This is a genomic window from Pseudarthrobacter sp. NamB4 (assembly GCF_005796185.1).
GTDB lineage: Bacteria > Actinomycetota > Actinomycetes > Actinomycetales > Micrococcaceae > Arthrobacter.
On sequence record NZ_VAHM01000052.1, the window covers coordinates 1 to 237 of the forward strand.

Annotated in this window: 1 pseudogene; it reads left to right on the top strand. The window is 67.1% G+C overall.

The features are described 5' to 3' along the window. Positions 1-31: 31 nt before the first annotated feature. Positions 32-237, top strand: a pseudogene (locus FDW81_RS18000) (endonuclease); the annotation flags it as partial.

The following is a 237-nucleotide window of genomic DNA, read 5'->3' on the forward strand; positions in this document are numbered from 1 at the left end:
GAATGTCTGACCCCCTTGGGATGATGTTGGTATGGGTAAAGCGGCAGTGGCGGGGGCTTTCGCGGCGATCGATGCTGCCCTTGCCGTGTTGAATGCTGAGCTGGACGGTTCGGGTCCGGAGGCGTTTTCGGAGGCTGATCCGTTGGCCGGCCTGGCCGGTGGTTGCCTGGACGTTCTCGCCGGCGCCGCAGGGGTGCAGGCGAAGGTGGCCGGACTGGTGGCCAGGGCCACGGGGAC